The following is a 13,832-nucleotide window of genomic DNA, read 5'->3' as shown; positions in this document are numbered from 1 at the left end:
CCTGAACGCCAGGCGTCAAGAAGGGGCCCCTCCGTTCAGGCCAGGGCGGCCCAGCGGGCGTACATCCGCAGGTCGCGGATGGTGCGCCGGGTCAGCTCGGCGGGCACCGCGGCGCCCCAGCCGGCCGCCGCGGCGGCGGCCTTCTTCAGCTGCGCGGCGGCCGCGTCGACGGAGGCCGCCGGCAGGCCGGCGGCGAGCAGCCGCTCGGCGGTGGCGAGCCGGGCCCGGACCTCGGCGGTGACCGCGGCCGGCGCGCACGCGGTGGCCCGCTCCAGCGAGGCGCGCAGCGCGGCGGCGCCGGTCCGGGCGGCCGCGCGGTGGTCGGCGTGCGGGACCACCGACCGGGTACGGAAGGTGCCCTCCCGCAGCGCCTCCTGCTGGCGGGCGTTGAGCTGGTTGTACGCGAACAGCGCCGCGCCGTCGGAGTCGGCGTCGTTGACCGCCTGCACCTGGTCGAGCATCAGGTCCGGGGCGGAGCCGCGCAGCGGCCCGTAGGTGGCGGTGTAGAGCGGCACGTCGCCGACCCGCTCGCGCATCACCGCGGTGTCGTGCCCCACCGAGCCGGCGGAGGTGCCGAACGACATCCCGGTGAGGAAGTCCAGGGTGCCGGCGTCGACCCAGGCGCCCCAGTTCTGGAACTTCTTGGCCAGCCCGTCGGTCGGGTCGGCGAAGACGGCCGCGGACAGCTTCCGGTCGGCGGCGATCCGCCGCTGGAGCTGGCGTACCTGGTCGACGAAGGTGGTGATCTGCTTCTCCCGCCAGGCGTTCCAGGTCGGCCACTGCGGCGACTGCGGGTTCAGCGTGTACGGGTCGACGCCGTGCTCGGCGGCGAAGGTCTGCCGGCTGTACGCCGAGTAGGAGAAGTCGGCGCCGTACGGCAGGGAGACCGGGTAGCGGATGTAGTCCAGGTGCAGACCGTCGACGTCGTAGCCGCGCAGGATCTCGTCGTAGGTGGCGAGCACGTGCTGGCGGACGGCGGGGATGGCGGCGTCGACCCAGAAGTAGCCGGGTTCCATCCGGGACGGCTGCGGTCCGGCCTTGCCGACGTCCTCCCGCTCGACGGCGGCCCACTCGGGGTGGGCCCGCAGCACCGGACCGCCGCCGGACTCGATGCCGACGAAGAAGGTGTGCGTCCAGGCGTGCAGTTCGATGCCCCGGGCGTGCGCCTCGTCGATCCAGACCTTCAGCGGGTCGAAGCCGCGCATCTCGGGCCGCTGGGCGGGGATGCCGGCCCGCTCGGCGACGGCGCTGGGGTAGATGGTGTAGCCGCCCCAGACGGTCTCCAGGAAGACCATGTTGAATCCGGCGGTCTCGATCCGGTCCAGCGACGCGCGGATCTGCTCGGGGCTGGTCTCGATCGGGCGTACCCACAGGCCGCGGCCCTCGACGGGACGGGACTCGCGGGTGCGGTAGCCGGCCACGTCGGCCCGGCGGGTGGCGTCGCGGGCCAGCTCGGCGGCGCGCTCCGGCTGTTCGGTGGCGGCGGCCCGGGCCTGCTCCAGCAGCCCGGTGGCGTCGGCCAGCGCGGCGTCCACGGCGGTGGGGTCGATGTCGAGGCAGGAGTCGACGGCGGCGCCCTTCGCGGCGCGGGCCGCGGCGGCGGCCCGTTCCGCGCCGAGCAGGTAGCTCTGCGCGTCCACGTCGACGGCGACGGCGTCGCCGTCGAGGGTGACCTTCGCGCCCAGCGGCGCGTTGCCGTCGAGCCAGGAGCCGCGGGTGCCGTGCCCGGAGAGCACGAAGCCGTCGGCGGGGATCGGGCTGTCGCCGCCCTGCCGGGCGACCACCCGCCCGTCGCGGACGGTGACCTCGAAGCCGTAGTCGTTGGTCCCGGTCCGCTCCCGGCCGGCCGCCGGGGTGTACGCGATCAACTGTTCCGCCCCGCGGCAGCCGGGGAAGCACTGCCCCTTGGCCGGGTCGACCCCGTCGGGGTTGCTGGCGGCGGTCGGGTCGGTGGCGTCGAGGGTGCTGGTGGCCCGGCGGATCAGCAGGTTGCGCAGCTGCACGGTCTCCCCGGCGCGCAGCTGGTCGCGGAGGAACCGCCGGTCGTCGGTGCCGCCGGTCTCGGGCGGGGACGCCGACAGCACCGCGCCGTCGGCCGGGATGGCGTTGTTGCCGGGCTTGGCGCAGGCGTCGAAGACGGTGCAGACGCTGAGCACCTGGTAGGAGCCGCCGCCGAGGGCACGCAGCACGGCCTCGCCGCCGTAGGCGTTGGTGCGGGTCTCGGCGCCGGCGTCGGGGGTGAACAGGGCGAGCATGCCGGCGGCCCGGGAGGAGGGGTCGATGGCGTCGATGACCGCGGTGTCGCCGTCGGCGGTGACCACGGTGGGTTGGCCGGTGGTGGTGGGGGATCCGGTGGCCCGGGCGGCGGCCGGGGCGGTGAGCAGTCCGAGCAGGACGACTCCGGCCGCGCCGGTCACGGCGGTCCTTCGCAGCGGTGTGGGGGATGGCATGCGGGCCATGGTGTGCCCAGTGGTACGGACAAGTCAAGACCTCGGTTCGGTGGTCAAACGGGACGCTCAGCGTGAATTCGCTGCTAGGGCTTGACCAGAAGAGTGATCGTGGTCCAGAGTCACGGCACTGGTCCGTACCACCTACATCCCCCACGCATGGAGGACCCCTATGAGGCGTACCCGCGCCTTCGCAGCCGTCGCGACGGCGGCCGCGCTCTTCCTCAGCGGCTGCGGCCTGTCCAGCGGTGACGACACCGCTGCGGGCGGCGGTTCCGGCGACAAGGTCAGCGGCGACGTGAAGGGTGACATCACCTTCGCCACGCTGGCCCTCAAGCCGACCTTCGACGACTACATCAACAAGCTGATCGCAGACTTCGAGGCCAAGCACCCCGGCACCAAGGTCAACTGGATCGACCTGCCGTTCCAGGGCGCCCAGGAGAAGATCACCAACGACGCGCAGGCGGGCACCCTGCCGGACGTGGTGAACCTCAACCCGAACTTCGCCCAGAAGCTGGAGAAGCAGGGCGTCTTCGTCGACATGGAGGCCAACGCGGCCGACGTGAAGCCGAGCTACGTGCCGGGCGCCTGGGACGCCTTCAAGGTCCCCGGCCAGGCCGGCTCGTACGGCCTGCCGTGGTACCTCACCAGCGAGGTCACCATGTACAACAAGGACCTCTACGCCAAGGCCGGGATGGCCGCGACCGCCCCGCCGAAGACCGTCGACGAACTGCTCACCCAGGCCAAGCAGCTCTCCACCGCCGGCAAGGGCAAGTTCTACGGCTGGCACCCGGCGCTGGAGAACAGCTTCGTGCCCAACCTGGCCAAGCTGGGCGTGCCGCTGCTCAACGACGACGCCAGCAAGTGGACGTTCAACACCCCCGAGGCCGTCGACTACGTGACGAAGATGCGGGACCTGTACACCAGCAAGGCCATCGCGCCGGACTGGCTGACCCAGGACCACGCCAAGGAGACCGAGGCGTACTCCGCCGGCCGGGTCGCGCTCTTCCCCTCCGGCCCGAACTTCCTCAAGGTGATCGGCGAGAACGCCCCCGCCGTCGCCAAGGCCACCGGCGTCGCCCCGCAGATCGCCAGCGCCGACGGCACCACCAACATGTCGGTGATGGGCCTGCTGGTGCCGAAGAAGAGCAAGAACCCGGCCACCGCGCTGGAGTTCGCCAAGTTCGTCAGCAACGCGGAGAACCAGCTGGCCTTCGCCAAGATCGTGACGATCCTGCCGTCCACCGCCGACTCGCTCAAGGACCCGTACTTCACCCAGGTCAGCGAGAGCGACCCCACCTCGGTGGCCCGCAAGATCTCCGCCGAGCAGATCGCCAAGGCGCAGAACCTCACCCCGGTGCAGTGGGACGACCGGACCAAGGCCGCCGTGATCGGCAAGGTCCAGCTCGCGGTCAAGGGCGACCTCGACCCGAAGACCGCCCTGGACCAGGCCGTCGACGAGGCCAACACGCTGCTCGCCCGCTGACGCGGCACGGCGCCGCCCGGCCGGGACGACCACCGGGCGGCGCCACCACCCCTGACGACAGGAGCTCACCGACGTGATCGGCCGTCGATGGTACGTACCCTGGCTCTTCCTCACCCCGGCGCTGGTCGTCACCGCGGCGATGACCTGGGGGCCGCTGGCCAACACCGGCGTGCTCGCCTTCACCGACGCCCAGGCCCTCGGCGGCGGGCACTTCACCGGGCTGGCCAACTTCTCCCGGCTGGCCCAGGACGACCAGTTCTTCCGGGCGATCGGCAACACCGCCCTCTACCTGGTCGTGGTGGTCCCGGCGCTGGTGCTGCTGCCGCTGCTGCTGGCCCAGCTGGTGCACACGAAGCTGCCCGGCATCGGCGCGTTCCGGGCGGTGTTCTACTCGCCGGTCATCGCCTCGATGGTCGTGGTCGGGCTGATCTGGAGCTGGCTGCTCTCCTCCGACGGCCTGGTCAACGCGGTCCTGCTCAAGCTGCGGGTGGTCGCCGAGCCGCTGCCCTTCCTCACCGACTCCACCCTGCTGCTCTTCTCCTGCATGCTGGTCACCGTCTGGAAGGGCCTCGGCTACTACATGGTGATCTACCTGGCCGCGCTCGCCAACGTCCCCGGTGAGCTGCACGAGGCGGCCCGGGTCGACGGCGCCGGCGCGATCCGCCGGTTCCGCTCGGTGACCGTGCCGACCGTCCGCCCCACCATGCTGCTGGTCGGCACCCTCTCCGCCATCTCGGCCGTCAAGGTCTTCGCCGAGATCTACGTGATGTCGTCGGGCACCGCGGGCCCCGGCGGGCAGGCCAAGTCGATCGTCTACTACATCCGCGAGGTCGGCCTCGGCGTCGACGGCGAGATCGGGTACGCCTCGGCGATGAGCCTGGTCCTCTTCGTCGGCACCCTCGGCCTCTCCGTGCTGGCCCTGGTGGCCCGCCGGCGCAGCGAGAGGAGCGAGGCATGAGCACGGCGACCACCCCGGCGCCGGCGCGGCACCAGGAGACCAGGCCCGCACCCCGCACCCGGCGCACCGGCGGCGCCGCCCGGTACGCCGGTCACACCCTGCGCTACCTGCTGCTGGTGCTGATGACCGTGCTGCTGGTCGGCCCGTTCCTGTGGCAGCTGCTCACCTCGCTCAAGAGCACCGGCGAGCCGATCTACGGCCCGGACACCACCTGGCTGCCCGCCGACCCCACGCTGGGCAACTTCGGCAAGGTCGCCGAGGTCATCCCGGTCTGGCGCTACATCGGCAACTCGGCGATCGTCGCGGTCGCCAGCGTGGTCACCAACTGCTTCTTCGGAGCGATGGCCGGCTACGCGCTGGCCCGGATGCGGTTCCGCGGCCGGGGTGCGGTCTTCGCCGCGGTGCTCGCCTCGCTGGTCGTCCCCTTCGAGGTGATCATGGTGAACGTCTTCCTCACCGTCCGCAGCCTCGGCCTGGTCGACACCCTGCTCGGCGTGCTGCTGCCCGGCGCGGTCTCCGGCCTGTCCATCCTGGTCATGCGGACCGCCTTCCTCGCCCTGCCCAAGGAGACCGAGGAGGCCGCCGCCATGGACGGCGCGGGGGAGTGGGCCCGGTTCTGGCGGGTCGCCCTGCCCAGCGTCCGCGGCTCGCTGTCGGTGGTCGGCGTGTTCAGCTTTCTGTTCGCCTGGGACGACTTCCTCTGGCCGCTGATCGTGCTGAAGAACCCGGACAACTTCACCCTCACCGTCGGCCTCCAGTACCTCTCCGGCACCTTCACCAACGACCAGCGGGTCGTCGCCGCTGGCACGATGATCGCGGTCGTTCCGTTGCTCGCCGTCTTCTTCGCGCTGCAACGGCTGTTCTTCCGGGGCATCGGAGAGGGTGGGGTCAAGGGATGAGCGTCGCCAACAAGGTCGGTTTCAAGCACGAGGCGCTCTACACCGCGCTGCGCGCCGAGATCGGTTCCGCCCTGCGCCCGCACGACCCGCTGCCCAGCGAACGGGAACTGGTCGCCCGGTTCGGCGTCAGCCGGGCCACCGTCCGGCAGGCCGTCGGCCGGCTCGAGGAGGAGGGCCTGGTCTACCGGGCGCAGGGCTCCGGCACCTTCGTCGCCGACCCGGCCACCATCTCCAAGTCCCTCGCGCTCACCTCGTTCAGCGAGGACATGCGCAGCCGCCGGCTCACCCCCGACTCCCGGCTGCTCGACCTCACCGTCGTACCGGCCCGGGTGGTGGTCGCCCGGGACCTCTCCGTCTCGCCCGGCGCGGAGGTCGTGCACATCCGCCGGCTGCGGCTCGCCGACGGCCTGCCGATGTGCGTCGAGGAGGTCTGGCTGCCCACCGAACGGGTCGGTGAACTCGACGCCGACACCGTCGCCGGGTCGCTCTACGAGACCCTCGCCGCGCGGGGCGTCCGCCCGCACCACGCCGACCAGGTGATCGCCGCGACCGTCGTCGACGACGACCAGGCCCGGCTGTTGCAGGTGGCCGCGTACTCGCCCGCGCTGCGGGTGGACCGGATCACCTACGACGACGCCGGGCGGGCCGTCGAGCGCGCCGAGAGCATCTACCGCGCCGACCGGTACGACTTCCGCATCACCGTGACCCGAAGGACACCATGACCGCCCCCCTCGTCGCCGCCGTCGACATCGGCGGCACGAAGACGGCCGCCGCGCTGGTGCGGGGCGGCGCCGTGCTCACCCGTACCCGGGCGGCCACCCCGGCCCGCGACGGCGCCGCCGCCGTCCTGGACACCGCCGCCGCGCTGGTCCGCTCCCTCGGTGAGGCGCCGGTCGCCGTCGGCGTCGGCGCGCCCGGCCTGGTCGACCCGACCACCGGCCTGGTCACCGCCGCCACCTCCTCGATCCACGGCTGGTCCGCCGTCGACGTCCCGGGCGGGCTGGCCGACCGGCTCGGCCTGCCCGGCGTGGTCCTCAACGACGTGCAGGCGTTCACCCTCGGCGAGGCCGTGCACGGCGCCGGCCGGGGCCTGCCCACCGTGCTCGGTGTGGCGGTCGGCACCGGCGTCGGCGGCGGCGTGCACGCCGCCGGCACGCTGCTCACCGGGCGGCTCGGCGCGGCCGGGCACCTCGGCCACGTGCCGGTGCCGCAGGCCACCGGGCGGCCCTGCCCGTGCGGCGCGGTCGGCCACGTCGAGGCCGTCGCCGCCGGGCCGGCGATCGCCGCTGCCTACGCCGCGGGCACCGGCGCGACCGTCGACCTGCCCGAGGTGGTCCGCCGGGCCCGGGCCGGCGACCCGGTCGCCGTCGAGGTGATCGCCCACGCCGGTGCGGCCCTCGGCGTCGCGCTGGCGGGACTGGCCAACACCCTCGACCCGGACCGGGTGGTGGTCGGTGGCGGCGCCGCCGTCCCCGAGCTGCTCGCCGCCGCCCGGCCGGCCTTCGCCGCGGCCTGCATGCCGGTGCTCGGCGCGGTGCCGCTGGTGCCCGCCGCCCTCGGCGCCGACGCCCAACTGGTCGGCGCCGCCGAGGCCGCGCTGCGCGCCCTGGCCGCCGGTTCCGGCGCCGGGCCGGCCACCGCGCCGGGTCCCGTCGCCGCGCCGTCGCCCGCCGTCGTGGCCGGGTCCGCGCCGGGCGAGGAGGTGGCCCGATGATCCGGATCGCGCTGCTGCCGCTGGACGACCGGCCGGTGTGCCGGATGCTGCCCGGCCTGGTCGCCGCCGTCGCCGGGGCGACCGTCGAGACGCCACCGGCGGCGCTGCTGCCCGCCGGGCGCCGCCCCGGCGACCCGGACGCGCTCGCCGACTGGCTCGGCACCCGCCGCGCCGACGCCGCGGTGGTCGCCCTGGAGACCCTCGGCCTGGGTGGGCTGATCGCCTCCCGGCTGCGCGACGACCCGGTCCCGGCGGTGCTGCGCCGCTGGGCGGCACTGTCCGACGTGGCCGGACCGGTGTACGCCTCGACCGTCGTGCAACGCACCCCGGACGCCGACGACGCCGGTGAGGAACCCGACTACTGGGCGCGGCTCGGCCGGAAGTTGCACGCCTGGTCGGCGGCGCTGCACCGGGCGCTCGGCACCGGCGACACCCCGCCCACCGAGGTGCCGCCCGAGATCCGGCACGACTTCCTGCGCCGCCGGCAGCGCAACCACGTGCTCAACCAGGTCGCCCTCGGGCTGGCCGCCGACGGCGTGCTGGACACCCTGGTGGTCGGCGCCGACGACACCGCCGTCGCCGCGGTCGGCACCGCCGAGTGGCAGTGGCTGCGCACCTGGACCGGCTGGCTGGAGCTCGGCGACCGGGTGCTCGCCCACCCGGGGGCCGACGAGATCGGCGCGGTGCTGGTGGCCCGGGCGCTCACCGCCGCCGCCGGACGCTCGCCCCGGATCGCGGTGGCCTGCGCCGAGCCGGACGGGCTGGCCCGGATCGCCCGCTACGAGCCGGTGCCGGTCGGCGCCGGGATCGCCAGCCAGGCCGTCGCCGCCGGCGCGACCGTGGTGGACGCGGACGACGCCGCCGCCGTGCTGGTGGTGCACCCGCCGCAGCCCGGCGACGCCGACTGGGCCACCGCCCCGCCCGCCGACACCGACCCGGGCCCTGCCGCCCGGACCGCCGTCCTGGTCCGCCGGCTGCTCGCCGACGGGCGGACCGTGGCGCTGGCCGACTGCGCCCTCGGCAACGGCGCCGACCCCCGACTGGTCGCCGACCTCGCCGCCGACGGCAGCTACGCCCGGCTGGCCGGGTACGCCGGCTGGAACACCGCCGGCAACACCGTCGGCAGCGCCCTGGCCACCCTGGTCGCCTACCAGGTGGGGCGGGTCACCGGCACCCTCGACGAGTCCGCCGCGCGGCGGCTGCTCGCCCACCGGCTGCTCGACGACCACGGCTGGATGTCGTACGCCCGGCCCCGGCTCCGCGCCGAGCTGGGCACCGACCCGACCCGGCACGACCACATCGCCGCCGCCGACGTCCCGGCGGTCACCGCCCGGATCGAGGAACTGCTCACCGAGCGCTGGCGGGAGCTGGCCGCCGTGCCCGGCCTGACCCCGACCGCCGGCTCGGTGACCCTGCCCTGGCAGCGCACGTACGAGATCGACTTCGCCCTGGAGGAGACCGGTGCCCAGTCCTGACCCGACCCTGACCACCGACGTGGCCGTGGTCGGCGGCGGGCTCGGCGGGGTGGCCGCCGCGCTCGCCGCCGCCCGGGCCGGCGTCTCCGTCGTCCTGGTCGAGGAGTGTTCCCGGATCGGCGGGCAGGTCACCACCCAGGCCCTGCCGGCCCTCGACGAGCATCCGCACGTGGAGAGCTTCGGCCGCTCGGCGAGCTACCGGGCGTTGCGCGACGCGCTGCGCGCCGCCTACGGCGGGACGGCCAACCCCGGCGGCGGCTGGGTCAGCCGGCTCTGCGTGGAGCCGGCCGTCGCCCAGCGGGTGCTCGACACGAGCCTGGCCGAGGCGAAGGTGACCGTGCTGACCGGCCTCGCGCCGGTGGCCGCCCGAGTCGAGCGGAACCGGATCCGGGACGTCACCCTCACCGACGGCACCGTGCTCGCCGCCACCGTCTTCTGCGACGCCACCGAACGCGGCGACCTGGCCCCGCTGTCCGGCTTCGCCACCGTCACCGGATCCGAGGGGTCCGACGCGTACGGCGAACCCGACGCGGTGCCCGGCGCCCCCGACCCGGGCGCCCAACAGTCCTTCACCTGGTGCGCGCTGGTCGAGCACCACCCCGGCGCCGACTTCACCGGCCCCGCCCCGGCGAACTACGCCGCCCTGCGCGACCGGCTCACCTTCGACATCGCCGGCTGGGACGGCGGCGTGCACCGGTACCGGATGTTCTCCGACGGACCGGACGGCCGGCCGCCGTTCTGGACCTACCGCCGGCTCCGCGCCACCGCACCGGAACTGGCCGTGCTGAACTGGGCGTCCAACGACTGCGCCGGGCAGGACCCGCTACGCGACCCGGCCGGGGCGGAGCGCGCCGGACGGGAGCTGACCGCCGCGTTCGTGCACTGGCTGCGTACCGAGGCGCCCCGGGAGGACGGCGGGCACGGCTTCCCCGGCCTGCGGCTGGCACCCGAGGCGGCCGGCACCCCGGACGGCTTCGCCGAGGCGCCGTACCTGCGGGAGTCCCGGCGGATCGTGGTCGACACCCCGGTCACCGGGCACGACCTCGCCCCGGTCGACGGCCGGGCCCGGGCCCGGCACCTGCCCGGCTCGCTCGGCGTCACCTGGTACCACGTGGACCTGCACGAACGCACCGGCCACCCGGCGCCGGTGTACCGGGAGACCGCGCCGTTCACCATCCCCGCCGCCGCGCTGGTGCCGGCCGGCGCGGAGAACCTGCTCGCCGCCGCGAAGAACCTCGGCGCCACCCAGGTCGCCGCGGCGGCGTACCGGGTGCACCACGGGGAGTGGGCGGTGGGGGAGGCGGCCGGCACGCTCGCCGCCCGCGCCGTACGCGACCGCCGGCCGGTGAGCGCCGTGGACGAGCCGGCCTTCCTGCTCGCCGTCCAGCGGGACCTGGTCGCGGCCGGGGTGCCGCTGGCCTGGGTCGCCGACGTGGACGTCGACCACCCCCTGTTCGGCGCGGTGCAGCTCGCCGCAGCACACGGCGCCCTGGAGGGGGAACGGGCCGCCACCCTCGCGGTCGACCCCGACCGTCCCGCCGGCCCGGCCGACGCCGACGCCGCCCGCCGCGCCGCAACCGCCCTCGGCGCCGACCCGTCCGCCGTGGACACCCATCGCGCCTTCGGCGCCGTACTGGAGGACCCCACCCGATGACCGTGCTCGACGACATCCGAGGCCGGCTCGTCGTCTCCTGCCAGGCCGACGCCGGGGAGCCGCTCGACGACCCGGCGCACATGGTGGCGCTGGCCCGCTCGGCGTGCAACGGCGGCGCCGCCGCGATCCGTGCCCAGGGCCTGCGCGACCTGCGGGCCCTGCGGGCCGCCCTGCCGGACACCCCGCTGATCGGCCTGATCAAGGACGGCGCGTCCGGCGTCTACATCACCCCGACCCTGGCGCACGCCGAAGCGGTCGCCGCCACCGGCGCCGACGTGGTCGCGCTGGACGGCACCCGCCGGCCCCGCCCGGACGGGCGCACCCTCGCCGAGACCGTCGCCGCCCTGCGCGAGCGGCACCCCGGTGTGCTGGTGATGGCCGACGTGGCCGCCGAGGCCGACGCGTACGCCGCCGTGGCCGCCGGGGTCGACCTGGTCGGCACCACCCTCGCCGGCTACACCGGCGGCGCTGTGCCGCACGACCCGGACCTGGCGCTGGTCGGCGCGCTGGCCGCGGCGCTGCCCGTGCCGGTGGTGGCCGAGGGGCGGATCAACACCCCCGAGGAGGCCGCCGAGGCGCTGCGCCGCGGCGCGCACGCCGTGGTCGTCGGCACCGCCATCACCCGTCCGGCCGTGGTCACCGCCCGCTTCGCCGCCGCCCTCGTCACCAGAGCGGAGATGTCATGACCGTGCACGTCGTCAACCACACCCACTGGGACCGCGAGTGGTACCGGCCGATGGAGTCGTTCCGGGCCCGGCTGGCCGAGCTGGTCGCCCGGGTCTGTGCCCAGCTCGACGCCGGTGAGCTGGGCCGCTTCCACCTCGACGGGCAGACGATCACGGCGCTGGACGCGCTGGAGATCCGCCCCGACCTGGCCGGGCGGGTACGCGCCCACGCCGCCGCCGGCCGGATCCAGGTCGGCCCCTGGCACGTGCTGGCCGACAACCAGCTCGTCTCCGGCGAGAACCTGATCCGCAACCTGCTCACCGCCCGCCGGGTCGCCGCCGACCTCGGACTGGAGCTGGCCCCGATCGGCTACTGCCCGGACGCCTTCGGCCACCCCGCCGACCTGCCCCGGGTGCTGCGCGGCTTCGGCCTGGACACCGCGCTGGTCTGGCGGGGCGCGCCACCGGCGTACCCCCGGTTCACCTGGCGCTCGCCGGACGGCTCTTCGGTCACCGCCGTCAATCAGGGCTACTACGAGCCGGAGGTGCTCTGGGAGGCGGCCTCGGCCGCCGACCGGCTGGCGACGTTCCGCGACAAGCAGGCGGGGCGGGACGCCGACGGGCCGTACCTGCTGCTCAACGGCGGGGACCACCTGGCGCCCCGGCCGCTGCCCGCCGGCCTGGCCGACGGCGCGGCGCGGGAGAGCACCCTGGCCGAGTACTTCGCCGCGATCCGGGGCGCCGTGCCGGCCGACGCGGTGGTCGACGGTGAGCTGCGGTACCCGGGCGACTGGCTGACCTTCGTGCTGGCCGGCACGCTCTCCACCCGGCTCTATCTGAAGCAGGCCAACGCCGCCACCGAGACGCTGCTGGAGTCGTGGGCCGAGCCGCTGACCGTACGCGCCGGGCGGGGCGAGGCGGTCGGGCTGCTGCGGCACGCCTGGGACCTGCTGCTCCGCAACGCGCCGCACGACTCGATCTGCGGCTGCTCGGTCGACGAGGTGCACCGGGAGAACGAGGTCCGCTTCGACCGGGCCCGGCAGGCCGGCGAGCACCTGGTCGAGCGGGCCCTGCTCGACCTGGGCCTGGACACCCGGCTGGCCGGCGAACCGGTCACCGACGCCGCCGCGCTGGTGGTGGTCAACCCGCACGCCGCGCCGGCGGCCGGCCCGGTCACCGTGGACGTGTACACCGCGCCGGGCCACACGGTCGGCGGCCTGGTCGACGCGGCCGGCGTCCCGGTGCCGTACGAGCTGGTGGAGACCGAGCCGACCCCGCTGTTCTGCGCCGACCTGGACATCCTCCCGGACACCCGGGACACCCTGCGGCACCGGATCGCGTTCGTCGCCGACCCGCCGGCCGGCGGCTGGACCGGCTACACCGCCACCGTCGTCCCGGGGGAGGCGGCCATCCCGGACGCGGGCACGTCCGGCCGGACGGTGACCCGGGGGGATTGGACGCTGACCGTCGCCGAGGACGCCTCGTTCACCCTGGTCGACGCGGCGAGCGGGCGTACCCTGCCGGGGCTGGGCCGGCTGGTCGACTCCGGCGACGCGGGCGACACCTACACCTACGACCCGCCGCGCCTCGACGAGGCGGCCAGCCCGGTGCTCCGGGACGCCCGGGTGTACGACAGCGAGGTCGCCTCCCGGATCGTCGCCCGCGCCGAGCTGACCGTGCCGGCCGGGCTGACCGCCGACCGCACCGCCCGCTCCGTCGAGCGGGTGACCATCCCGCTGACCGTCACCGCCACCGTCTGGGCCGGGGCGCGGGAGCTGGACTGGCGGGTCGAGTTCGACAACACCGCCGACGACCACCGGCTCCAGGCCCACTTCCCGACCGACGTGGCGGCCACCTCCTGGCGCGCCGACACCCACTTCAGCCTGCTGGACCGGCCGCTCAAGCCGGCGCTGGGCCCGCTGCCCGAGCAGCGCGGCTACGAGGCCGACGCCGGGGTCGCGCCGGTCCGGTCGCTGGCCCTGCTGCCCGGCCTGGCCGTGCTCGCCCCGGGGCTGCCCGAGGTGCAGGGCATCACCGGGGAGCGGCCGTCGCTCGCCGTCACCGTGCTCCGGGCGGTCGGCTGGCTCTCCCGGCCCGACCTGCGGGCCCGGACCGCCGGGGCGGGGCCGCAGCTGCCCACCCCCGAGGCCCAGTGCCGACGGCGGATCAGCGCGGCGGTTGGCGTCCGGCTCGCCGACGACGAGGCGTCGGTCACCGCGGCGGCTGCCCGCCGGCGGGCGCCGCTGCGGGCCTGGCAGCTGCGCCCGGGTACGCCCACGCCCGCCCCGGCCGGCGGGTTGCGGGTGGACGGTGCGCTGGTGTCGGCGTACAAGCCGGCCGAGGACGGGACAGGTGCGGTGCTGCGGCTGGTCAACCCCACGTCGGCCGAGGTGGTGGCCACTGTCGCCGGTGTCCCCGGTGCGCTGGTGGAGTGCGATCTCGCCGAGCGGCCGCTCGGTGCGGGGCCGATGGGTGACCGGGTGCCGCTCGGCCCGTACGCCACCCGCAGCTTCCGGGTCGGCGCCTGACGGCGG

At 75.4% G+C, this 13,832-nt stretch carries 10 protein-coding genes; 9 read left to right on the top strand and 1 reads right to left on the bottom strand.

What is annotated here, in order from left to right:
• Window positions 1-35: 35 nt before the first annotated feature.
• Window positions 36-2,450, bottom strand: coding sequence for a glycoside hydrolase family 10 protein (locus GA0074704_RS29690; RefSeq protein WP_157743726.1), 2,415 nt, complete (start codon window positions 2,448-2,450; stop codon window positions 36-38).
• A gap of 169 nt (window positions 2,451-2,619) precedes the next feature.
• Here GA0074704_RS29690 and GA0074704_RS19530 point away from each other — a divergent pair, with 169 nt between their 5' ends.
• From GA0074704_RS19530 to GA0074704_RS19490, 9 genes are all read left to right on the top strand, one after another.
• The gene (locus GA0074704_RS19530; protein WP_088971834.1) at window positions 2,620-3,933 is read left to right on the top strand and encodes an ABC transporter substrate-binding protein; all 1,314 of its coding nucleotides are present in this window, start codon (window positions 2,620-2,622) and stop codon (window positions 3,931-3,933) included.
• Between the two features lie 73 nt (window positions 3,934-4,006).
• Window positions 4,007-4,891, top strand: a complete 885-nt coding sequence (locus tag GA0074704_RS19525; RefSeq protein WP_088971833.1) for a carbohydrate ABC transporter permease — start codon at window positions 4,007-4,009, stop codon at window positions 4,889-4,891.
• A complete protein-coding gene (locus tag GA0074704_RS19520; protein ID WP_088971832.1) occupies window positions 4,888-5,790 on the top strand; it encodes a carbohydrate ABC transporter permease in 903 nt (300 codons plus the stop codon). Before GA0074704_RS19525 ends, GA0074704_RS19520 begins: the two co-directional genes overlap by 4 nt.
• The gene (locus GA0074704_RS19515) at window positions 5,787-6,512 is read left to right on the top strand and encodes a GntR family transcriptional regulator (RefSeq protein WP_088971831.1); all 726 of its coding nucleotides are present in this window, start codon (window positions 5,787-5,789) and stop codon (window positions 6,510-6,512) included. The genes GA0074704_RS19520 and GA0074704_RS19515 overlap by 4 nt, the downstream gene beginning before the upstream one ends.
• Complete coding sequence (locus tag GA0074704_RS19510) at window positions 6,509-7,504, top strand: ROK family protein (RefSeq protein WP_088971830.1); 996 nt, start codon at window positions 6,509-6,511, stop codon at window positions 7,502-7,504. Before GA0074704_RS19515 ends, GA0074704_RS19510 begins: the two co-directional genes overlap by 4 nt.
• Entirely contained in the window at window positions 7,501-8,979 is a 1,479-nt protein-coding gene (locus GA0074704_RS19505) for a DUF4127 family protein (protein WP_088971829.1), read from the top strand. The genes GA0074704_RS19510 and GA0074704_RS19505 overlap by 4 nt, the downstream gene beginning before the upstream one ends.
• Window positions 8,966-10,633 (top strand): FAD-dependent oxidoreductase, encoded by a 1,668-nt coding sequence (locus tag GA0074704_RS19500; RefSeq protein WP_088971828.1) that lies wholly within the window; start codon window positions 8,966-8,968, stop codon window positions 10,631-10,633. The genes GA0074704_RS19505 and GA0074704_RS19500 overlap by 14 nt, the downstream gene beginning before the upstream one ends.
• Window positions 10,630-11,319 (top strand): N-acetylmannosamine-6-phosphate 2-epimerase, encoded by a 690-nt coding sequence (locus tag GA0074704_RS19495; RefSeq protein WP_088971827.1) that lies wholly within the window; start codon window positions 10,630-10,632, stop codon window positions 11,317-11,319. The genes GA0074704_RS19500 and GA0074704_RS19495 overlap by 4 nt, the downstream gene beginning before the upstream one ends.
• Window positions 11,316-13,826: a glycoside hydrolase family 38 N-terminal domain-containing protein gene (locus GA0074704_RS19490; protein ID WP_088971826.1), complete on the top strand. Its 2,511-nt coding sequence runs from the start codon at window positions 11,316-11,318 to the stop codon at window positions 13,824-13,826. Before GA0074704_RS19495 ends, GA0074704_RS19490 begins: the two co-directional genes overlap by 4 nt.
• Window positions 13,827-13,832: the final 6 nt, after the last annotated feature.

The organism is Micromonospora siamensis (assembly GCF_900090305.1).
In the GTDB taxonomy this organism is placed as follows: domain Bacteria; phylum Actinomycetota; class Actinomycetes; order Mycobacteriales; family Micromonosporaceae; genus Micromonospora; species Micromonospora siamensis.
Note: the sequence above shows the minus strand (reverse complement) of the source record. Positions and strands in the feature narration are given on the sequence as shown.

Excerpts from the sequence above, each read along its gene's own strand:
- GA0074704_RS19495 (WP_088971827.1), top strand. The coding sequence starts at position 10,630 with ATGACCGTGCTCGACGACATCCGAGGCCGGCTCGTCGTCTCCTGCCAG.
- GA0074704_RS19530 (WP_088971834.1), top strand. The coding sequence starts at position 2,620 with ATGAGGCGTACCCGCGCCTTCGCAGCCGTCGCGACGGCGGCCGCGCTC.
- GA0074704_RS29690 (WP_157743726.1), bottom strand. The coding sequence starts at position 2,450 with ATGCCATCCCCCACACCGCTGCGAAGGACCGCCGTGACCGGCGCGGCC.
- GA0074704_RS19515 (WP_088971831.1), top strand. The coding sequence starts at position 5,787 with ATGAGCGTCGCCAACAAGGTCGGTTTCAAGCACGAGGCGCTCTACACC.
- GA0074704_RS19520 (WP_088971832.1), top strand. The coding sequence starts at position 4,888 with ATGAGCACGGCGACCACCCCGGCGCCGGCGCGGCACCAGGAGACCAGG.
- GA0074704_RS19510 (WP_088971830.1), top strand. The coding sequence starts at position 6,509 with ATGACCGCCCCCCTCGTCGCCGCCGTCGACATCGGCGGCACGAAGACG.
- GA0074704_RS19490 (WP_088971826.1), top strand. The coding sequence starts at position 11,316 with ATGACCGTGCACGTCGTCAACCACACCCACTGGGACCGCGAGTGGTAC.
- GA0074704_RS19505 (WP_088971829.1), top strand. The coding sequence starts at position 7,501 with ATGATCCGGATCGCGCTGCTGCCGCTGGACGACCGGCCGGTGTGCCGG.